21 protein-coding genes are annotated in these 19,564 nt (G+C 70.8%); 12 read left to right on the forward strand and 9 right to left on the reverse strand.

The window, feature by feature from the left end; genetic code table 11:
• Positions 1-36: 36 nt before the first annotated feature.
• On the reverse strand, positions 37-903 hold the full coding sequence (rfbA, locus tag BLV76_RS04230; RefSeq protein WP_090968018.1) for a glucose-1-phosphate thymidylyltransferase RfbA: 867 nt from the start codon (positions 901-903) through the stop codon (positions 37-39).
• A 51-nt stretch (positions 904-954) separates the two neighbouring features.
• Between rfbA and BLV76_RS04235 the strand changes: the two genes are divergently transcribed.
• From BLV76_RS04235 to BLV76_RS04250, 4 genes are all read left to right on the forward strand, one after another.
• Positions 955-2,862: a DUF4012 domain-containing protein gene (locus BLV76_RS04235; RefSeq protein WP_090968019.1), complete on the forward strand. Its 1,908-nt coding sequence runs from the start codon at positions 955-957 to the stop codon at positions 2,860-2,862.
• Positions 2,863-2,872: 10 nt separating this feature from the next.
• Positions 2,873-3,871: a dTDP-glucose 4,6-dehydratase gene (gene rfbB, locus BLV76_RS04240; RefSeq protein WP_090968020.1), complete on the forward strand. Its 999-nt coding sequence runs from the start codon at positions 2,873-2,875 to the stop codon at positions 3,869-3,871.
• Positions 3,871-5,289 (forward strand): sugar nucleotide-binding protein, encoded by a 1,419-nt coding sequence (locus BLV76_RS04245; protein ID WP_090972298.1) that lies wholly within the window; start codon positions 3,871-3,873, stop codon positions 5,287-5,289. The genes rfbB and BLV76_RS04245 overlap by 1 nt, the downstream gene beginning before the upstream one ends.
• 150 nt (positions 5,290-5,439) lie before the next feature.
• Positions 5,440-6,024, forward strand: a complete 585-nt coding sequence (locus BLV76_RS04250) for a TetR/AcrR family transcriptional regulator (protein ID WP_139306474.1) — start codon at positions 5,440-5,442, stop codon at positions 6,022-6,024.
• Here the strand turns inward: BLV76_RS04250 and BLV76_RS04255 are convergent.
• From BLV76_RS04255 to BLV76_RS04270, 4 genes are all read right to left on the reverse strand, one after another.
• On the reverse strand, positions 6,005-6,298 hold the full coding sequence (locus BLV76_RS04255) for a DUF2516 family protein (protein ID WP_217630259.1): 294 nt from the start codon (positions 6,296-6,298) through the stop codon (positions 6,005-6,007). The two genes, BLV76_RS04250 and BLV76_RS04255, sit on opposite strands and share 20 nt — an antisense overlap.
• A 101-nt stretch (positions 6,299-6,399) precedes the next feature.
• Entirely contained in the window at positions 6,400-7,116 is a 717-nt protein-coding gene (locus BLV76_RS04260; protein WP_139306475.1) for a hypothetical protein, read from the reverse strand.
• Between the two features lie 41 nt (positions 7,117-7,157).
• Positions 7,158-7,529 (reverse strand): helix-turn-helix domain-containing protein, encoded by a 372-nt coding sequence (locus tag BLV76_RS04265; protein ID WP_090968023.1) that lies wholly within the window; start codon positions 7,527-7,529, stop codon positions 7,158-7,160.
• A gap of 93 nt (positions 7,530-7,622) precedes the next feature.
• Positions 7,623-8,612 (reverse strand): asparaginase, encoded by a 990-nt coding sequence (locus BLV76_RS04270; RefSeq protein WP_090968024.1) that lies wholly within the window; start codon positions 8,610-8,612, stop codon positions 7,623-7,625.
• A 75-nt stretch (positions 8,613-8,687) separates the two neighbouring features.
• On the opposite strand from BLV76_RS04270, the gene cysC reads away from it, so the two are divergent.
• Genes cysC through BLV76_RS04285 form a run of 3 tightly spaced genes read left to right on the forward strand, consistent with a single transcriptional unit; the run spans position 8,688 to position 11,444 of the window.
• Complete coding sequence (gene cysC / locus BLV76_RS22785; RefSeq protein ID WP_245734530.1) at positions 8,688-9,914, forward strand: adenylyl-sulfate kinase; 1,227 nt, start codon at positions 8,688-8,690, stop codon at positions 9,912-9,914.
• A complete protein-coding gene (locus tag BLV76_RS23010; RefSeq protein ID WP_090968025.1) occupies positions 9,907-10,437 on the forward strand; it encodes an arsenate reductase/protein-tyrosine-phosphatase family protein in 531 nt (176 codons plus the stop codon). The genes cysC and BLV76_RS23010 overlap by 8 nt, the downstream gene beginning before the upstream one ends.
• Positions 10,437-11,444 (forward strand): sulfite exporter TauE/SafE family protein, encoded by a 1,008-nt coding sequence (locus BLV76_RS04285; protein ID WP_175539569.1) that lies wholly within the window; start codon positions 10,437-10,439, stop codon positions 11,442-11,444. Before BLV76_RS23010 ends, BLV76_RS04285 begins: the two co-directional genes overlap by 1 nt.
• Before the next feature lie 77 nt (positions 11,445-11,521).
• On the opposite strand, the gene BLV76_RS04290 is transcribed toward BLV76_RS04285, so the two are convergent.
• Complete coding sequence (locus tag BLV76_RS04290) at positions 11,522-12,346, reverse strand: beta-keto acid cleavage family enzyme (protein ID WP_090968027.1); 825 nt, start codon at positions 12,344-12,346, stop codon at positions 11,522-11,524.
• A 17-nt stretch (positions 12,347-12,363) separates the two neighbouring features.
• Between BLV76_RS04290 and dtd the strand changes: the two genes are divergently transcribed.
• Positions 12,364-12,795: a D-aminoacyl-tRNA deacylase gene (dtd, locus tag BLV76_RS04295; protein WP_090968028.1), complete on the forward strand. Its 432-nt coding sequence runs from the start codon at positions 12,364-12,366 to the stop codon at positions 12,793-12,795.
• Positions 12,796-12,919: 124 nt separating this feature from the next.
• Positions 12,920-13,930, forward strand: a complete 1,011-nt coding sequence (locus BLV76_RS04300; RefSeq protein ID WP_139306476.1) for an IS481 family transposase — start codon at positions 12,920-12,922, stop codon at positions 13,928-13,930.
• Here the strand turns inward: BLV76_RS04300 and BLV76_RS04305 are convergent.
• On the reverse strand, positions 13,927-15,093 hold the full coding sequence (locus BLV76_RS04305; RefSeq protein ID WP_139306477.1) for a glycoside hydrolase family 16 protein: 1,167 nt from the start codon (positions 15,091-15,093) through the stop codon (positions 13,927-13,929). The genes BLV76_RS04300 and BLV76_RS04305 overlap by 4 nt on opposite strands.
• A gap of 103 nt (positions 15,094-15,196) precedes the next feature.
• Between BLV76_RS04305 and cysD the strand changes: the two genes are divergently transcribed.
• The 3 genes from cysD to BLV76_RS04320 all read left to right on the forward strand — a co-directional run bounded on the left by cysD (position 15,197) and on the right by BLV76_RS04320 (position 18,921).
• Positions 15,197-16,111 carry a sulfate adenylyltransferase subunit CysD gene (cysD, locus tag BLV76_RS04310; protein WP_090968030.1) on the forward strand — a complete coding sequence of 305 codons (915 nt, stop codon included), beginning with the start codon at positions 15,197-15,199 and terminating at the stop codon, positions 16,109-16,111.
• A complete protein-coding gene (locus BLV76_RS04315) occupies positions 16,111-17,382 on the forward strand; it encodes a sulfate adenylyltransferase subunit 1 (RefSeq protein ID WP_245734531.1) in 1,272 nt (423 codons plus the stop codon). Before cysD ends, BLV76_RS04315 begins: the two co-directional genes overlap by 1 nt.
• 180 nt (positions 17,383-17,562) lie before the next feature.
• Positions 17,563-18,921, forward strand: coding sequence for a helix-turn-helix domain-containing protein (locus BLV76_RS04320; protein WP_090968031.1), 1,359 nt, complete (start codon positions 17,563-17,565; stop codon positions 18,919-18,921).
• Between the two features lie 35 nt (positions 18,922-18,956).
• Here the strand turns inward: BLV76_RS04320 and BLV76_RS23275 are convergent, their stop codons facing one another.
• Both BLV76_RS23275 and BLV76_RS23280 read right to left on the reverse strand, forming a co-directional pair.
• Positions 18,957-19,082, reverse strand: coding sequence for a hypothetical protein (locus tag BLV76_RS23275; protein WP_281246150.1), 126 nt, complete (start codon positions 19,080-19,082; stop codon positions 18,957-18,959).
• Positions 19,083-19,202: 120 nt separating this feature from the next.
• A complete protein-coding gene (locus BLV76_RS23280) occupies positions 19,203-19,328 on the reverse strand; it encodes a hypothetical protein (protein ID WP_281246151.1) in 126 nt (41 codons plus the stop codon).
• Positions 19,329-19,564: the final 236 nt, after the last annotated feature.

Below are 19,564 nucleotides of genomic sequence, written 5' to 3' on the forward strand. Positions count from 1 at the left end.
GGCGCAGGTTGGGGAAGATCGCGTGCCGAGGCGGCGTCAGCCGTGCTTCAGCAGGCCGAGGAGGTACTCCCCGTAGCCGCTCTTGCGCAGCGGCTCGGCGCGCGCCACGAGCTCGTCGTCGCTCATCCAGCCGTTGCGCCACGACACCTCTTCGGGGGCGCCGACCTTGAAGCCCTGCCGGCCCTCGATGGTGCGCACGAAGTTGGAGGCGTCGTTGAGCGAGTCGAACGTGCCGGTGTCGAGCCAGGCGGTGCCGCGCGGCAGCACCTCGACGTGGAGGCGGCCCTCCTCGAGGTAGCGGCGGTTGAGGTCGGTGATCTCCAGCTCGCCACGCGCCGACGGCTCCAGCTCGGCGGCGTACTGCACCACGTCGTTGTCGTAGAAGTAGAGCCCCGGGACCGCGAAGTCGCTCTTCGGGTGCTCCGGCTTCTCCTCCAGCGACAGCGCGCGGCCCTGGTCGTCGAACTCGACGACGCCGTAGGCCCGCGGGTCGGCGACGTGGTAGCCGAAGACGGCGGCACCGTCGAGGTCCTTGAACCGCAGCAGCTGCGAGCCGAGGCCCGAGCCGTAGAAGATGTTGTCGCCGAGCACCAGCGCCGAGCGCTCGGAGCCGATGTGGTCGGCGCCGATGACGAAGGCCTGTGCGAGGCCGTCGGGGCTGGGCTGCACCGCGAAGGTCAGGTTGATGCCGAACTGCGAGCCGTCGCCGAGCAGCCGGTGGAAGCCCTCGGCCTCGTGGGGCGTGGTGATGATCAGGACGTCGCGGATCCCCGCGAGCATCAGCGTCGAGAGCGGGTAGTAGATCATCGGCTTGTCGTAGACCGGGACCAGCTGCTTGCTGATGCCCTGCGTGATCGGGTGCAGTCGGGAGCCGGTGCCACCGGCCAGGATGATTCCGCGCATGGATGCACACTATGGCGTACGCCGCTGGCGACTGTTTGGCACCATGTGGGCATGCCGTCCTCCCGTCGCACGTCGAAGCGACGGGTGATCCGGCCGGCCACCGTCATCGGTGCGCTCTTCCTCCTCGTCGTCGTCCTGGGCCTGCTGGCCATCCCGTTCCTCAAGGCGCCGGGCAACGCCGAGGCCGCGAAGGCCGACCTCGAGGCAGCGCAGGCCTCGCTCAGCGCCGGCGACATCGGCGCCGCGACCACGAGCGTCGAGAGCGCCCGCCGCCACGCCGACGAGGTGCAGGGCGCGATGCAGGGCATCGGCGGTGACGTCTGGAGCCTCGTGCCGGTCCTGGGTGGGCCCGTGTCCGACGTACGCCACCTGGGCAACGCGCTCGACGAGCTGACCGCCACCGCCGAGATCGCGATCGGGGCCTGGCCGACGATCCACGGCAAGGACGCCACGCTCTTCGGCGACCGCTCCGTCGACGTCGACGCCCTCGACAGCCTCGTGCAGGCGGTCGGCGACGCCAGCACCAGGCTCGACGACGCCCAGCTCGAGCTCTCGCAGGTGAGCGACTCCGCGATCGGCATCGGCACCCAGCTGGCCGACGCACGCGACGAGGCCAGCGACGTCGTCGCCCCGCTGGCGTCGGGCGCCCGCCGTGCCGCGTCGCTGGTCGACGCGCTGCCGGCGCTGATGGGCGTCGACGAGGACCGGACCTACCTGCTCACGCTCCTCAACCCGGCCGAGGAGCGCTTCTCGGGCGGAGCGCCGCTCACCATCGCGCCGATGGAGGTCTCGGGCGGCAGGCTCACGCTCGGCGAGGCGCGCGACACCTCCGACCCCCGCCTCTACAAGGTCGGACGGTGGGAGAAGGTCGAGGGCAACCCGTTCCACAACGGCAAGCTGCGCATCTCCACCGCGACCTACGCCCCCGACTGGTCGGTCTCCGGCGAGGAGCTGCTGCGCGGCTGGGCGCGGCGCACCGGCCAGGAGGCCGACGGCGTGATCGCCGTCGACGTGGTCGCGCTCGCCGAGATGCTGCGCATCACCGGGCCGGTCGAGGCCCCGACCTACGGCGAGCTCAACGCGGACAACTTCACCCAGAAGATGGTCGGCGACTACGACGCCTTCCCCGACAACGACGCCCGCCACGACCTCAACCGGGCGATCGTCCCGGTCTTCGCCGAGCGCCTCTTCGAGCCCGGCAACGGCGTGGCGAAGATCGAGTCCCTGCGCGACTCGGCGCAGGGCCGCCACTTCGCGCTCTGGATGCGCGACCCCGGCGTGCAGTCGGCGATCGCCGACATCGGCCTGTCCGGCGAGCTCTCCGACACCGACAACGACTACATCGCGGTCTTCAACCAGAACACCAACCGCTCCAAGTCGGACTACTGGCAGAAGCGCACGGTCGACAGCCGGGTGACGCTGGGCGAGGACGGCTCGGCGAAGGTGCGGATGACCGTCTCGGTCTTCAACGACTCCCCGCCCTACGGCGAGAACCAGATCTACGGCGACCCCCGCCGCGGCAGCCCGCGCACCCGCTGGAACGGCATGACCGTCGGCGTGTTCCTGCCCGACGGAGCCCGGATCACCGGCGCCACCGCCGCCGGCAGGGCGCAGGGCACCGACACGTTCGACTACTACGGCCGCCCCTACAAGCTGTTCCGGCTGGTGCTGCCGCCGCGGGCGACCCGCGAGGCCGTCCTGGACTACGTCGTCCCTGCCGCCGCCGACGCCCCCGGTGACGGCACGCTGACCTACCGGCTCGACGCGACGCCGCAGGGCATGGTCACCCCCGAGGCGCTGAAGGTCACCGTCCAGTGGCCCGACGGGTACGACGTCGACGCACTGCCGGAGGGCTGGACGCGCAGCGGCGCCGGGCTCGCGACGTACGACTCCCCTGGATTGGTGACGCAGCCGAGCTTCACGCTCACCGGATCGGCGGCGGGCGCGGTCGCACCCTAGACTCCGGGCCATGGAACGCCTTCTCGTGACCGGGGGCGCGGGGTTCATCGGATCGAACTTCGTGCACCACCTCGTCGAGCACACCGATCTCAACGTCACCGTCCTCGACAAGCTGACCTACGCCGCCTCGAAGGAGTCGCTCGCGGGGCTGCCCGAGGACCGGGTGCAGCTCGTCGTCGGCGACATCGCCGACGAGGACACCGTCGACCCGCTGGTCGCGGCCCACGACGCGGTCGTCCACTACGCGGCGGAGTCGCACAACGACAACTCGCTCAACGACCCGAGCCCGTTCATCAGGACGAACATCCTCGGCACCTACACGATCCTCGAGGCGGTGCGGAAGCACGACAAGCGCCTCCACCACGTGTCGACCGACGAGGTCTACGGCGACCTCGAGCTCGACGACCCGAAGCGCTTCACCGAGGACACCCCCTACAACCCGTCCTCGCCCTACTCCGCCTCGAAGGCCGGCTCCGACCACCTCGTGCGCGCGTGGGTCCGCAGCTTCGGCGTGCGGGCGACCGTGTCGAACTGCTCGAACAACTACGGACCCTGGCAGCACATCGAGAAGTTCATCCCGCGCCAGATCACCAACGTCATCGACGGCATCCGCCCCAAGCTCTACGGCTCCGGCGAGAACGTCCGCGACTGGATCCACGCCGACGACCACTCCTCGGCCGTGCTCACGATCCTCACCAAGGGCGAGATCGGCGAGACCTACCTGATCGGCGCCGACGGCGAGAAGAACAACCTCGAGGTCGTCCGCCTGATCCTCACGCTGATGGGCAAGGGCGCCGACGAGTTCGACCACGTCACCGACCGCGCCGGCCACGACCTGCGCTACGCCATCGAGTCCGGCAAGCTGCGCCAGGAGCTCGGCTGGCAGCCGCAGTTCCAGGACTTCGAGTCCGGCCTGGCCAACACCATCGCGTGGTACCAGGAGCACGAGGACTGGTGGCGCCCCCACAAGGACGCGACCGAGGCGAAGTACGCGCAGAAGGGCCAGTGATGGCCGAGCTCGCCGTCGAGAAGACCCCGATCCCGGGCCTGCTCGTCGTCCGGATGCCCCTGCACGGGGACGCCCGCGGCTGGTTCAAGGAGAACTGGCAGCGGGAGAAGATGGTCGCCCTGGGCCTGCCCGACTTCGGCCCCGTGCAGAACAACATCTCGTTCAACGCCTCGAGGGGCGCGACCCGCGGCATCCACACCGAGCCGTGGGACAAGTTCGTCTCGCTGGCGACCGGCCGGATCTTCGGCGCGTGGGTCGACATGCGCGAGGGCGAGTCATTCGGCACGACCTTCTCGATCGAGGTCGACCCGTCGGTGGCCGTCTTCGTGCCGCGCGGCGTGGGCAACTCCTACCAGGCGCTCGAGGACGGCACCGCCTACACCTACCTCGTCAACGACCACTGGCGTCCCGGCGTGGCCTACCCCGCGCTGCACCTCGGTGACGAGACCGCCGCGATCCCGTGGCCGATCCCGCTCGACGAGGCGGAGATCTCCGAGAAGGACCACCGCAACCCGCGCCTGGCCGACGTCGTGCCGATGAAGCCGAAGAAGACGCTCGTCGTGGGCGCCCTCGGCCAGCTCGGCCGCGCGCTCCACGCCGAGCACCCCGACGCCGACCGCGTCGACCTCTTCGCAGGCGACGGCGTCACCTCGCTCGACCTGACCGACGCAGCCGCCGTCGACGCGTGGCCGTGGCACGACTACGCCCTCGTGCTCAACGCAGCGGCCTACACCGCCGTCGACGCCGCGGAGACCACCGAGGGCCGGGTGGCGGCCTGGGCCGCCAACGCCTCCGCTCCCGCGACGCTGGCGCGGCTCGCGCGCGTGCACGGGTTCACGCTCGTGCACGTCTCGTCGGAGTACGTCTTCGACGGCACCGCCGCGCTCGACCCCGGCCACACCGAGGACGAGCCCCTCTCCCCGCTCGGGGTCTACGCCCAGTCCAAGGCCGCCGGCGACGTCGCCGTCGGGCTCGCCCCGCGCCACTACCTGATCCGCACCAGCTGGGTGATCGGCGACGGCAAGAACTTCGTGCGCACCATGCAGGCGCTCGCCGAGAAGGGCGTCTCGCCCAGCGTCGTCGACGACCAGGTCGGCCGGCTGACCTTCACCGAGGAGCTCGTCCGCGGGATCAGCCACCTGATCTCGACCGGCGCCCCCTATGGCACCTACAACCTCTCCAACGGCGGCCCGGCCATGTCGTGGCAGGAGATCGCCCAGGCGGTCTTCGAGCGCTCCGGCCGCAGTGCCGACGACGTCACCGGCACGACCACGGCGGCCTACGCCGAGGGCGTGCTGGCGCAGGGCAACCTGTTCGCCCCGCGCCCGCTCAGCTCGGCGATGTCGCTGGAGAAGATCCGCGCCACCGGGTTCGAGCCCGAGGACGCGATCGCCGCGCTCGACCGCTACCTGGGCTGACGCCTCGGTCCCACCGGGCAGGTCAGCCTCGACCCGAGCCGATCTCACCGGACGCGATCGCGAACTTGATTGATGTCAATCAAGTTCGCGATTCGGTGTCCCTGTGGAGGAGATCGGCGAGAGGGTGCCTCGAGCTGGTGTGCTGTCGTGGTGGGCGACGACCTCGATGACGCGGACCAGCACGGTGACCCCTTCGGCATGCGATTCGGCCCGATGTTCGCCCCCGGGAGGCCAGCGCGATCGGAGCGGGCGACCGATCTGGCGATCCCGGTGCTGCACGCGGGCGGCTGGTCCGGGCTGACGCTGCGCACCATGGCTCGCGCCGCCAACACGACCCCGCAGGCCGTGGCCGCATGGTTCCCGTCGGTCGGTCGCATGCGTCTGGCGATCGCTGAGCGGTACGGGAAGCGGTGGATCCGCGAGCGCGGGGCAGCTGCCCGCCGTCAGCTCCGGGCGATCGACACCGACGACGAGTGTCGAGTCGTTCAGGTGGCACGCGCGCTCGCGACTCGAAATCGCGCGGAACGCGCCTTCGACGGCATCTGGTTGACCATCGTCGAGGCGAGCCGATGGGACCTCGCCATTCGATCCGTCGTGGCGCCCGTCCTCGCACGTGAGCGTGACTTGGTCACCGGCCTGCTCGTGGAGCTGGGCGAACCGGAGCCTAGCGAGAGCGACGTCGAGCTCGCGCTGGCGTTGGTGCGGGGGCAGCGGTTCAGCGTCGCGGCGAGGTGACCTCGCGCAGCGCGGGCCGCACGTCGGCGAGGTAGACCAGGGCGGCGATGAGGAAGACCAGGTTGATGATCCCGATCGGCGAGCCGATCAGCACGAGCTGGGCGGCGAAGCCGAGGCCGGTGATCACGCACCACGCCTGCTTGGTGAGCTTGCCGGCCGCTTCGTAGGCCTCCGCGGAGAAGGTCATCGCGTTGACGAATGCGAAGCCCTTGATCGCGAGTGCGACGACGAGCACGGCGAGCATCAGCCAGCTCTGGAAGATCCACGGTTCCACAGGGACAGACTAGGCGAAGATGCGAAGGGCCCCCGTCCACCGGACGGAGGCCCTCCTCCTCAGAACAACGAGAGCTGACCCGGGTCAGCCTCGGCGGCTCTTCAGTCGCCGACCTTCACGGCTGCGTCGACGACGGCCTGGGCGGCGTTGGTCGCCGTCTTCTTCGCGGCGGTGGCGGTGGCCTTGGCGCTGCTCTGGGCGGTCGCGGTCTTCTTCGCGGCGCTCTTGCGCGCGGTCGTGGCGGCGGCCTTCTTGCCGGCGGCCTTCTGGGTCGCCTTCTTGGCGGTCGGCCGGGGCTTCGGGGCGACCTTCGTGGCGGAGGTCCGGTCAGCGGCCGTGGCGGTGGCGTCCGCGGCCTTCTTGGCCTGGGTCGCGGTGGTCTTGGCCTTGGTGACCGTGGTCTTCGCGGACTCCCGGGCGGCGGCGGTCGACTCCTGGCGACGGATCCGGCCCACGAGGGACTCGCCGCGCTTGACGAGGTCGGCGTAGGCAGCGTTCGCGGCCGCGACGTTGTCGTCGACCAGCGAGGAGACCTTGCCGGGGTAGGTCTGGAGCTCGGCGACGCGGGCCTCGACGGCGGCGCGACGCGCCTGGGCGTCCTTGGCGAGGGCGTCGACCCGGGCGTTGACGACGGCCTTCGGGTCGGCAGCGGTGCGCGTGGCACGCTTCTGCACGGCCGCGACGCGCTTCTGCACGTCGGCGACGGCCTCACGGACGGCGCCGACAGCGAGGTCGGTCACGCCGACACCGGCGAGGACGGGCTTGAGTGCCTGGTTCTTCAGGTCAGCGGTCTTGATGTCGAACTTGGCGGTGGCCATGTCGTTCTCCTTGGTTGGGTGCTGCTGGTCGGATGTGCTGGTCATGCAGGGTCGGCGGGTCGGGCGTCGCGCTCGTTGAGGGCAAGGAAGGACGCGTAGACGTCGAGCAGCGAGTGCTTCTGCCGCTCGGTGAGAGCGGCGTCCGCGAGGATCGCGAGCTCGACACCTCCCGCCTCGGCGGTGTCCGGGTGGACGATGCCGGCGCGCACGTAGAGCTGCTCGGCGGAGACCCGCAGGGCGCGGGCGAGCTGCTGGAGCACCTCGGCCGACGGCTTGCGGAGCCCACGCTCGATCTGGCTCAGGTAGGGGTTGCTGACCCCGACCTGGTCGGCGAGCTGGCGCAGCGACAGCTGGGCAGCGAGCCGCTGCTCCTTGAGGTAGTCGCCGAGCTCGCCGATCTTCTCCTTGACCATGCCTCCAGTGTGCTAACACGAGTTAGCAATTTGCAAACAATGGGACGGTGACGGTCGTCACGAAGCCAGCAGGAACTGGCCGGAAGGCGCTAGCTAGAAGGCAGCACGGATCTCGCCGACGGGCTTCCCGCCACCGAGCAGCTCGAGTCGTCCTGTGCCCTCGACGGCGTCCGCGTCGACGCCGTCCTCGGCCAGGACGCCCGAGCGGCGCAGGGCCTCTGCCATCAGAACGGGACGCACCCGGGGCGCGCCGTCGTCGGTCTTGAGCGCCCACGCGCGGCCGTCCGGGAGCGCGACGGCGTAGACCGACTCGGCACCGGCCTTCCCGATCAGGCCCGGGACCGCCCGGTGCAGGGTGAGCTCGTCGCGCGTGGTCCCGCTGACGAACTCCGGGTGACGGCGGATCGCCTCGGCGATCCGCTGCTCGGGACCCCCGGTGGCCGTGGCGAGCGCGGAGAACGCGCGGGCCAGCCCGGTCAGGGAGGCCGACAGGAGCGGCGCCCCGCAGCCGTCGATCGCCACCGTGGCGGGCTCCCCGGTCAGGCGCTCGAAGGTCTCGACGATGGCCACCTGGAGCGGGTGGTCGACCTCGAGGTAGGTCTCGGTGTCCCAGCCCCGGGCCACGCAGGTGGCGAGCATCGCGGCGTGCTTGCCCGAGCAGTTCATCAGGATCGGCGACTTCTGCCCGCCGGCCCGGATCACGGCCTCGCGCGCGGTGTCGTCGAGCGGGTAGTCGGGCGGCGTCCGGAGGGCGGACTCGTCGAGACCGGCCGACGCCAGCGTCCGGCGTACGCCGTCGACGTGGAACGGCTCGCCGGAGTGCGAGGCGCAGGCCAGCGCCAGCAGGTCGTCCGGCAGGTCGAGGCCGAGCTCCACCATCGCCAGCGCCTGGATCGGCTTGTTGCTCGAGCGCGGCAGCACCGGCGCGGCGACCTCGCCCACGGACCAGTCGACCGAGCCGTCGGGGGCCAGGGCGACGATCGAGCCGTAGTGATGCCCCTCCACGAAGCCGGAGCGGACGATCTCCGCCACGACGGGGAGACCAGGGACGGGCAGACCAGCGACGGACGGACCAGCAGACATGGGCGGCAGGCTATCGGCCACGTCCTTCCCCTCAGCGCCGCGTCCTTCCCATCGGCACAGTGAGAGGATGCGCGGGTGATCCAGCACTGCCCCACGCCGACCGAGCTCGACGACCTGGAGCTCCTGGTCTCCGGTGCCTACGCCCCCCTCGACCGCTTCAACGCACCGGGGAGCGTGGTCACCCTCGACCTCCCCGACGGCGCCGCCGAGGCCGAGCTCGTCGACCCCGAGGGCCTCCCGCTGGCGCGGGTCGCGGCCGACGGCACGTTGGAGCCGCTGACGCATGCGCAGTACGGCCCCTTCCGCCGCCTGCACCTCACGCCGGCGCAGGCCCGGGAGCAGCACGCAGGTGCCACCTTCGTCCCGGTCGTCGACGCGCTCACCGAGGCCGACCTCGACGAGCTGCGCGGACTCGGTCGGGTGGTGCTCGTCGCGCTGGTGGGCACCGGCACCTCCGAGCTCTCCCCGGTGGCGCTGGTGCGCGCCACCCTCGCCGCGGCCGCGCTGCTCGACGGCGCCGACGTGGTCGCCGTACCCCTCCCGTCGCACGGCGACGTCGACGCCGACCACGCCCTGGGCGCGCAGGTGCTCGAGACCTACGCCGCCGGCGACCCGGTCCACGCACTCGCCGACACCGGGCTCGTCACCGGCGCGGGGGCGCCGTCGTCGACCAGCGACGCCTTCCCCCCGGCGATCGCCGAGATCGTGGCGGAGGACCAGCCGGCGCCCGCCGACCAGGGCCTCGTGCTGTTCTTCACCGGACTCTCCGGCAGCGGCAAGTCCACCCTGGCCCGGGCCCTGATGGACCTCCTGCTGGAGCAGGGCGGCCGCTCGGTCACCAGCCTCGACGGCGACGTCGTACGCCGCAACCTGTCGGCCGGCCTGACCTTCTCCAAGGCCGACCGGGAGACCAACATCCGCCGGATCGGCTGGGTCGCCGCCGAGATCTCCCGCCACGGCGGGGTGGCCGTGTGCTCGCCGATCGCGCCGTTCGCCGAGACGCGCGCGCAGGTGCGCGAGATGGTCGAGCAGGCCGGCGGCGCGTTCTTCCTGGTCCACGTGGCGACGCCGCTCGAGGAGTGCGAGCGCCGCGACCGCAAGGGCCTCTACGCCAAGGCCCGCGCCGCCGAGATCCCCGAGTTCACCGGGATCTCCTCGCCCTACGAGGAGCCCGACGACGCCTCCGTGCGGGTCGACACCACCGGGCGGACCATCGAGGACGCCCTCGACGACGTGCTGGTCGCCCTCGACGAGGCCGGCTACCTCCACCTGACCGCCCAGCAGACCGACGAGCATGCCTGACGCTCTCGCGGTGCTCTTCGTCTGCACCGCCAACATCTGCCGCTCGCCCACGATGGAGCTGCTCGCGCGCGACCTCGCCGGTGACGCACGCATCTACTTCGGCAGTGCCGGCACCCATGCCCGGGACGGCGAGCCGATGAACCCCGACATGGTCGCCACCCTCCCGGCGGGCATCGACAGCCGCGAGTTCCGCAGCCAGCACCTCGGGGCCGGCCTGCTCCGCGAGGCCGACCTGGTCCTCACCGCGACGGCCGTGCACCGGCAGTTCGTCCTCGACGACTTCCCCCAGCACCACCGCAAGCTCTTCACCCTCGGCCAGTTCACCGAGACGATCACGCAGCTCCCCGACCTGACCGGGCCCGAGCTGGTCGCGGCGGCCGGCGCCCGCCGCGTGCCCACCACTCCGGCGCACGACATCGCCGACCCCTACCGGCGGGGCAGGGCGGCCTCCGAGAAGGCAACGGGCACAATCACTGCCATGTTGAGCGACATTGTCCCCCGTCTCACCGCTCAGGAGTCCTGATGGACTGGATCACCGTCACGTTCTTCTCGATCCTCGCCGCCGGCTTCTTCGTCGGCATCGTGGTCGGCCTGACCGGCATGGGCGGCGGCGCCCTGATGACGCCCGCGCTCATCTTCCTCGGCGTCGGTGAGGCCGCGACGGTCGTCACTGCCGACCTGACCGCCGCGGCGATCTACAAGTCCGGCGGCGCGATCGTGCACAAGCGCGAGGGCTCGCCCAACATGCAGCTGGCGAAGTGGCTGATGATCGGCTCGATCCCGATGGCGCTGCTCGGGCCCCACCTGGTCTCGTGGGTGGTCTCGCCCGAGGACATCGACGACACGCTCAAGCTCTGCATCGGCTTCGCGCTCCTGCTCGCGGCGGCGACGTACGCCCTGCGCCTCTACCTCAACCTGCTCCGCGTCCGCGGCGGCGACCACCCCGACGACAACCCCGCCATCCGGCCGATCCCGACCCTCCTGGTCGGCGCCCTCGGCGGCCTGCTCGTCGGCATCACCAGCGTCGGCTCGGGCTCGGTCATCATGATCGCGCTGCTGATGCTCTACCCCGGCCTCTCCGCCGTCCGCCTCGTCGGCACCGACCTCGTCCAGGCCGTCCCGCTCGTGCTGGCCGCCGCGATCTCCAACATCGCCCTCCACGGCCTCGACTGGGCGATCCTCGTCCCGCTCGTCCTCGGCTCCGTGCCCGGCACCCTGATCGGCTCGGCCATCGCCCCGCGCGTCCCGCAGTCGTTCATCCGGCGCGGCATCGTCGTCGTGCTGACGATGAGCGGCGTCGCGCTGCTCGACAAGGCCGGCTGGGCCCCGCTCGGCGCCGGCGAGGACGAGACCCACCCGATGCTGATCGCCGGCGTGGGCCTCGTCGTCCTGCTCGTCCTCCCCGTCGTCTGGGGCTTCATCCGCAAGTCGCAAGGCCTGCCGATGTTCGGCCAACCCACGATCGCCCAGCTCGAGGATCCGTCGTACCGCCCCGGCCTCGTCGGCATGAAGAAGGTCGACGACTCCTAGGGGCCCGTCGAGCGGTGCGTGAGCCACGTTCCTCGTCTTGAGAATGTGGCTCACTCACCGCCCGAGGTTCGACAGCCTCACGCGAGGCCGAGCAGCTCCCGGCACTGGGCGGGCGTCATCGGCGTCCGCTGCGCGATCCGGCCGAGGTCGACGGCGCGGGAGACGAGCTGGGCGTTGGACTCGACGGGTACGCCGCGGCTGATGGTGAGCACGTCCTCCATCCCGACGCGGAGGTGCCCGCCCATCGACAGCGAGGCCATGGCGACGGCGAGGGTCGAGCGGCCGATGCCCGTGGCGGACCAGGAGGTGACCTCGGGCGGGAGGGCCGCGACGCCCGCGACGAGGGCGGGAGCGGTGCCCGGCATGCCGCCGGGGACGCCCATCACGAAGTCGACGTGGACCTTGCCGCCGGCGGGGACGCCGTGCTCCCGGACCAGCCGACCGAGCGCGTGCACCTGGCCGAGGTCGAAGAGCTCGAACTCCGGGGCGACGCCGCGGGCGAGGGCGAGCTGGTAGAGGTCCTTCACGAAGGGCCACGGGTTGAGGAAGACGTCGTCGCCGAAGTTCGTGGTGCCCATGGTGAGGCTGCACGAGTCGGGCTCGGCGTCGAGCACCCTCAGCCGCTCGTCGAGCGGGTCGTGGACCGAGCCCCCTGTGGACAGCTGGACGACCAGCGAGGACGACGACCGCACGGCGGCGACCCACTCCCGCAGCAGCCCCTGGTCGAGCGTGGGCGCGTGCGTGGTGTCGCGCACGTGCAGGTGGATCATCGCTGCCCCGGCCGCCTCGCACTCGGCGGCCGTGCGGGCGATCTCCTCCGGGGTGGTGGGGAGCTGCGGGCAGTCGGCCTTGGCGGTCTCGGCCCCGGTGGGGGCGACCGTGATCAGCAACACGTCAGACATGGCGGCATCCTTGCACCATGCGTGCTGTCATCCAGCGGGTCCTCTCCGCCAGCGTCCGGGTCGACGGCGAGGTCGTCGGCGAGCTCGACGGGCCGGGCCTGCTCGTCTACCTCGGCGTCACGCACGACGACGGACCCACCGAGGTCGCCTGGACCGCGCGCAAGATCTGGGACCTCCGCCTGCTGCGCGAGGAGCAGAGCGCAAGCGACGTCGGGGCGCCGGTGCTCGTGGTCAGCCAGTTCACCCTCTACGGCGACGCGCGCAAGGGCCGCCGGCCCACGTGGCAGGCAGCCGCTCCGGGACCGGTGAGCGAGCCGCTCTACGACGCGGTGTGCGCCGAGCTCGTGCGCCTGGGCGCCCGCGTGGAGCGAGGCCGGTTCGGTGCCGACATGCGGGTGGAGAGCGTGAACGACGGCCCGATCACCCTCGTCCTGGACTCCGCCGGCTAGGTGTGATGCCCAGGCACGTTGGTCGAGATCGTGTGACATCGCGATCTGAGGTGTAGATGGGTGAAGGCCTCCCGGTGTGGAGTGGAGCTATCTAGGAACCGCTCCGCCACCGAAGGAGGCCTTCATGGCCCACGCTACCCATGCCAACGCCGCTCTGACCCCGCGTGCCCGGCTCAAGCTGGCCAGGCTCATCGTCGATCAGGGCTGGGGGATTCCGCGCGCTGCTGAGCGATTCGACGTGTCGTGGAAGACCGCGAAGAAGTGGGCTGATCGCTACGAAGCCGAGGGCCCAGCAGGGATGTTTGACCGGTCCTCGCGTCCGCACCACCTGCCCAACCGCACGCCAGCACCGGTTGTCCGCAAGATCGTGCACCTGCGCTGGAAGCAGCGGCTCGGGCCCGTCGAGATCGCCGATCGACTCGGGATGCAGTCCTCGACCGTGTACGCCGTCCTTCGCCGGTGCCGGCTCAACCGCCTCACCCACATCGACCGCGCGACCGGAGAGCCGATCCGGCGGTACGAGCACGAGCGTCCCGGCGACTTGATCCACGTCGACGTGAAGAAGCTCGGCAGGGTGCCTGACGGCGGCGGGTGGCGTTATCTGGGGCGTCAGCAGGGCAAACGGAACCGGCACGTCACCGCCGCCAAGACCGGTGGCCCTCGCAGCAAGTGGGGTCAGCCGCTGATGGGGACCTGCTACCTGCACACCGTGATCGACGATCACTCCCGCGTGGCCTACGTCGAGGCACACGACGATGAGACCAAGGAGACCGCCGCAGCTGTGCTGCGCAACGCGGTCGCCTGGTTCGCCGAGCGTGGCGTGACCGTGCAGCGGGTGCTGTCCGACAACGGTGGCGCCTACCGGTCCTACCTGTGGCGCGACACGTGCGCCGAGCTCGGCATCACCCCGAAGCGGACTCGGCCCTATCGGCCCCAGACCAACGGCAAGATCGAGCGGTTCCATCGCACCCTGGTCGAGGGTTGGGCGTTCAAGAAGTTCTACAACTCCGAGTCAGCCCGCCTGGCCGCACTGCGAGGATGGGTCCACGAGTACAACCACCACCGGCCCCACTCAGCAATTGGGAAGCAGGCACCCATCACCAGGTTGGACAACCTGCTTGGGCATCACAGCTAGGGCGCGCCGGTCTCCCACACCCGCGCCCAGTCGACCTCCATGTGCTCGGGCAGCTCGCCGTTGAAGCGCGGCAGCTCGTAGTCGGACGAGAGCAGGCTCAGGATCAGGAACTCCGGGCGGCCGGACGTGGGGCCCTCGAGGCGCTGGGTGACCTGCCCGTCGATGCGGAAGACGTACTCCTCGGGCGTCCACTCGACCGAGTAGACGTGGTACGTCGACGCCCAGTCGTCGCCGTACTGCTCGACGTCGGGCACCCAGCCGCCCACGGTCTGCTTCTTGCCGGCCTCGTCGAGGAAGTAGGTGAACTGCGTCAGGCCGCCGAGCGGGTGGTCGTCACCGAAGTACTCCATGACGTCGATCTCCGCGCCACCCTTCTGCGGGCCGCCGGAGAGCTGGCCGCCGACCGCCTGCATCCAGAAGGCCGCGTGCTGGCCACGCGCCGACTGCGTCTTGATCCGCGCGGCGGCGTAGCCGTAGGTGAACGACAGCGTCCCCTCGGTGCCGACGTGCCCGTTGAGCCGGTAGGGGAACTTCTTGCGGCGCCCGGGCAGCTGGCACTCGCCCTTCATGTCCGGGTCCTCGATGACGCTGAGCTGGAGGACGCCGTCGGCGACCTGGGCGGCCTGGGCGCCGGCGCGCGAGCACGTCCGTACGCCGATGTGGCCCTGTGCCCGCGTGTGCCAGGTGGCGTCGGGCTGGTCGAGCGAGTTCTCGTCGAAGTCGTCGGTGAACGTCGCGGCGGGTGCGTCGCTCGTCGAGACCTCCGCGCCGATGGCGTCGTCGCCCGAACCCACGACGACGTGCAGGTCGCCGGCGGTCGTCGAGGTCAGCGCGACCTGCCCGTCCGCGTCGGTCTCCTGCTCGTCCACCTCGTCCCAGCCGTCGCCGGTCCTGCCGTAGAGGGTGACGGTCGTGCCTTCATCGACGTCGGCGATCGTGGCGTCGACGACCCAGGCCGCGTCGTCGGCGGCCTCGGTGTCCTCGCCGTTGGCGGCGAGCTGCGGCAGCACGCGTGCGTCCACCGCGTCGCTCTCGGTGTACGACGGCGGCTGCGGGTCCCCGTCTGACGAGCAGCCGGCCGTGACGATGCCCACGGCGAGCAACCCCGCGATCAGGCGCGTGGCAGCGTGGGGACGGGACGAGGCACGGCGGGCACGGCTCATCTGGCCGAGTCTGGCCGACCACGCCCGGCCACGCGAATTCACCGAGCCGTGTGTCGTGGCTACGATGAACGCTGCTGTCCCCGAGAGAGGCCACCTCTGCATCATGACCAACACCCACGTCGACTACCAGCTGAGCCAGCTGGACCAGCTCGAGGCGGAGTCGATCCACATCTTCCGTGAGGTCGCCGCCGAGTTCGAGAAGCCGGTCCTGATGTTCTCGGGTGGCAAGGACTCCATCGTCATGCTCCGCCTCGCCGAGAAGGCGTTCTACCCGGCGAAGATCCCGTTCCCGATCCTGCAGGTGGACACGGGCCTGGACTTCCCCGAGGTCATGGAGACCCGCGACAACTGGGTCAACCGCCTCGGCGTGCGCCTGGTCGTGGCCTCGATCGACGACGCGATCGCCAACGGGGTCGTGGTCGACGACGGCAAGACCAGCCGCAACCGCATGCAGACCGGCACCCTGCTCCACGCCATCGAGGAGAACGGCTTCACCGCCGCCTTCGGTGGTGGCCGCCGCGACGAGGAGAAGGCCCGCGCCAAGGAGCGCGTCTACTCCCACCGCGACGAGTTCGGCCAGTGGGACCCGAAGATGCAGCGCCCCGAGCTGTGGAGCCTCTACAACGGCCGCCTGCACGCCGGCGAGCACATGCGGATCTTCCCGATCTCGAACTGGACCGAGCTCGACATCTGGGACTACATCGGCCGCGAGGGCATCGAGATCCCCAACATCTACTTCAGCCACCAGCGCCGCGTCTTCGAGCGCGACGGCATGCTGATGACCGAGACGCCGCTCAACCCGCTGCGCGCGGGCGAGGTCGCCGAGGAGCGCACGGTGCGCTTCCGCACCTGCGGCGACATCACCCTGACCGGCTGCGTGGAGTCCACCGCCAGCACGATCGACGAGATCATCGAGGAGGTCGCGGCTGCCCGGGTCACCGAGCGCGGCGCGACCCGCGGTGACGACCGGTTCAGCGAGGCGGCCATGGAAGACCGCAAGAAGGAAGGCTACTTCTGATGGGCGCCACCGATGGCCAGATGGACCTGCTCCGCTTCGCGACGGCGGGTTCGGTCGACGACGGCAAGTCGACCCTGATCGGCCGCCTGCTCTTCGACAGCAAGTCGATCTTCGCCGACCAGCTCGAGGCCGTGGAGAAGACCTCCACGGACAAGGGCCACGGCTACGTCGACCTGTCGCTGCTGACCGACGGCCTGCGCTCCGAGCGCGAGCAGGGCATCACGATCGACGTCGCCTACCGCTACTTCGCGACGCCCAACCGCAAGTTCATCATCGCCGACACCCCGGGCCACGTGCAGTACACCCGCAACATGGTCACCGGCGCCTCGACCGCCGACCTCGGCCTCGTGCTGGTCGACGCCCGCCACGGCCTCACCGAGCAGTCGCGCCGCCACGCGGTGCTGCTCTCGCTGCTGCGCGTGCCGCACCTGGTCCTCTGCATCAACAAGATGGACCTGGTCGAGTGGTCGCAGGAGACCTACGAGCGGATCCACAGCGAGTTCACCCAGTTCGCGACCAAGCTCAACATCCCCGACCTCGAGGTCATCCCGATCTCCGCGCTCAACGGCGACAACGTTGTCGACCGCTCGGAGAACACGCCCTGGTACCACGGCCCGACGCTCATGCACCACCTCGAGCACGTGCACGTGGCCTCCGACCGCGACCTCGTCGACACCCGCTTCCCGGTGCAGTACGTCGTACGCCCCAAGTCCGACGAGCACCACGACTACCGCGGCTACGCCGGCCAGGTCGCGGGCGGCGTGCTGAAGAAGGGCGACGAGGTCATCGTGCTGCCCTCCGGCATGACGTCGAAGATCTCGGGCATCGACCTGTTCGACCGCGAGGTCGACGAGGCCTTCCCGCCGATGTCGGTCACGGTCCGGCTCGAGGACGACGTGGACGTCTCGCGCGGCGACATGATCGCCCGCGTCAAGAACGCGCCGAAGCCCAGCCAGGACATCGACGCGATGGTCTGCTGGATGACCAACGAGCCGCTGCGCCCACGCCAGAAGCTCGCCATCAAGCACACCACCCGGACCGGGCGCGCGATGGTCAAGGACATCCAGTACCGCCTCGACGTGAACTCGCTGCACCGCGACCAGGAGGCCGGCGAGCTCGGGCTCAACGAGATCGGCCGCGTCCAGCTGCGCACCACCGTGCCGCTGCTGTGCGACCCGTACTCGAAGAACCGCACCACCGGCTCGTTCATCCTGATCGACGAGGCGACCGGCGTCACCGTCGGCGCCGGCATGATCAACAGCGGCAGCTGAGCCGCCGCTGACGCCTCGCATGACGCAGGGCCGGTCCAGACCGGCACGGCGCAGAACGTCCCCGATGGGCCCCACCGCACGCGGTCGGGGCCCTTCGTGTTGCCCGCCCGTGGACGACCGGTGGCGGTTCACTTGCCAGAAAATGACACGTCCTTGGCAAATGTGACCCAGAATGTCCGAATGGACTCGCGTCATGCCGAGATGCTCGCCCAGACCGACCGCGTCGCACTGGGCCGTCGTCTGCGTTCCGCCCGCCAGGCCCGTGGCCTGACGCAGGGCGAGGTGGCCGCCGACGTCATGTCGATCGCCTACCTCTCCCGCATCGAGACCGGGCACCGCCGCCCCACCGCACCGGCGCTGGAGGAGCTCGCCGAACGCCTCGGCGTCACCGCCGAGTCGCTCCTCGGCGTCGCCGACCGCCGCGTGGTCGACGAGATCCGGCTGGCGCTCGACTACGCCGAGCTCTCGCTTGAGTCGGGCCAGCCCGAGGACGCGGCGACCCACCTGCAGGCAGCGCTCACGCAGATGACGACCTCCAAGGTCGAGGACATGCGCGACCGCGCACGGCTGCTCCACGCCCGCGCCCACGAGGCGCTCGACCAGGTCGACGACGCCATCCTGGAGCTCGAGGAGCTGATCGACGGCGACACGACCGACGGCCTCACCCGGATCAAGGCCGGCATCGCGATCAGCCGCATCTACCGCGAGTCCGGCGACCTGAGCCGGGCCATCGAGTGCGGCGAGCGCGTGATGGCCTACGTCGAGGACGCCGGGCTGGACTCCTCCGACGAGGCCGTGCAGCTCGCGGTCACCCTGGCCGCCGCCCACTTCGAGCGCGGCGACACCGGCCACGCGGTGCGGATGTGCCGCAAGGCCATCTCCCGCGCGGAGACGCTCGGCACGCCCAAGGCGCGCGCCTCCGCCTACTGGAACGCCAGTGCGATGCAGGCCCGGCGCGGTGACGTGGCAACCGCGGTCCCGCTCGCCGAGCGCGCCCTCGCGCTGCTCGGCGAGGGCCAGGACGCCCGCAACCTCGCCCTCCTCCGTGGAGAGGTCGGCCGCCTGCAGCTCGAGCTCGACCCGCCCGCGCTCGACGACGCGCGGCGCAACCTCGAGCAGGCCGCTGCCGAGATGGAGTGGAGCCCGTCCACGTCCTCCGACCGGGCCCAGGTGCTGCTCGGTCTCGCGCGTGCCGCCTTCCTCTCCGGTGACGTGCCGGCGAGCCGCGACCTGGTCGCCCAGGTGCACGACGTCGCCAACGGGCACCTGCCCCTCGCCGAGGCAGAGGCGTGGGCCCTGCTGGGCAGCACGCACGTGTCCGAGGGGGCCACCGACGAGGCGGGCTCGTGCTTCCGCCAGGCGGTGCTCACCCTCTCGGGCATCGGCGCCGACAAGGGCGCCGCACAGCTGTGGTTCGACCTGGCCGCGCTCCTCGAGGGCATCGGACAGGCCGAAGCGGCGTCCGACGCCTACCGGCGCGCCGCGGCGTCGACCGGGCTGCGGGCGCGCGTGGCGTCCACCACGTTCGCCCGCAGCTGAGGTCGACGTGAGCCCTCAGCGGGAGGACCGGAGGGTCAGCAGCACCAGCCGGTCTTGAGCGTCGTGGGGCCCACCGGTGCGGCCGAGGCGGGAGCCGCGAGGCCGGCCAGGCTGACGAGGGCGATCGAGGCGAGGACGAGGCGGGCGGGCTTGCTGTTCATGGGAATCTCCAGGGGTTGTCTCGTGGGTGGGTGCTGACGCTGACGTGCGGGTGTCTCAGGTGGATCGGGTCGTGCTGGTCGTGCTGGGACGTGCAGGAGCGCTGGCCGGGCAGGGGCCGGTCAGCAGCACCAGCCCGTCTTCAGCGTCGTGGGGCCGACCGGGGCGGCCGAGGCGGGAGCCGCGAGGCCGGCCAGGCTGACGAGGGCGATCGAGGCGAGGACGAGGCGGGCGGGCTTGCTCTTCATGGGGTTCTCCAAGGGGTGATGTGCCGGATGGGTTGGCAAGCTCCCGAGTTCCTGCACGATAAATAGTGTCAAAACTGATGCGAAGTCTTCTCCGGTTTGGCAAACTTGGGCAAGTCCCGTTGTCAATTCCCTGTGTCGACAGCGGTCACACCACCTCGTGAACCCCCCTTCGCGAGAACACGCACCGGTCCCCACCCGGTTGCCGCCCGGACCCCCCGCCACCCCCCGCGGGGGTC

Source organism: Nocardioides exalbidus, assembly GCF_900105585.1.
In the GTDB taxonomy this organism is placed as follows: Bacteria; Actinomycetota; Actinomycetes; order Propionibacteriales; family Nocardioidaceae; genus Nocardioides; species Nocardioides exalbidus.